The organism is Blautia sp. DFI.3.45, from assembly GCF_020593505.1.
Lineage (GTDB): Bacteria > Bacillota > Clostridia > Lachnospirales > Lachnospiraceae > Blautia_A > Blautia_A wexlerae.
In genome coordinates this window covers 1-227 of the sequence record NZ_JAJDMI010000257.1, presented here as the reverse complement: position 1 = coordinate 227, position 227 = coordinate 1, and the positions used below count along the sequence as shown (strand labels likewise).

The window sequence follows — 227 nt, the reverse complement described above, 5'->3', positions numbered from 1 at the left end:
TGTCCTGGGAAGAAAATTCATAGATCATCCCAGTGAAAAAGACCGGATGTACCGCGCACTGGGACGGATCCGCAGATTCCAGAGGGAACATGGTTCTGCGCAGACACAGGGAAGATGGACGTATACGAAACGTCTGAACACAGAACTGGGTAAAAAGATTGCAGGTGCGATCGTAAGATATGCGGAAGAAAACCATGCAGATGTGATCGTGTTCGAGTATCTGGAGA

Annotated in this window: 1 pseudogene; it reads left to right on the top strand. The window is 48.5% G+C overall.

The features are described 5' to 3' along the window. Positions 1-227: pseudogene (locus LJE09_RS17800) on the top strand (IS200/IS605 family accessory protein TnpB-related protein); the annotation flags it as partial.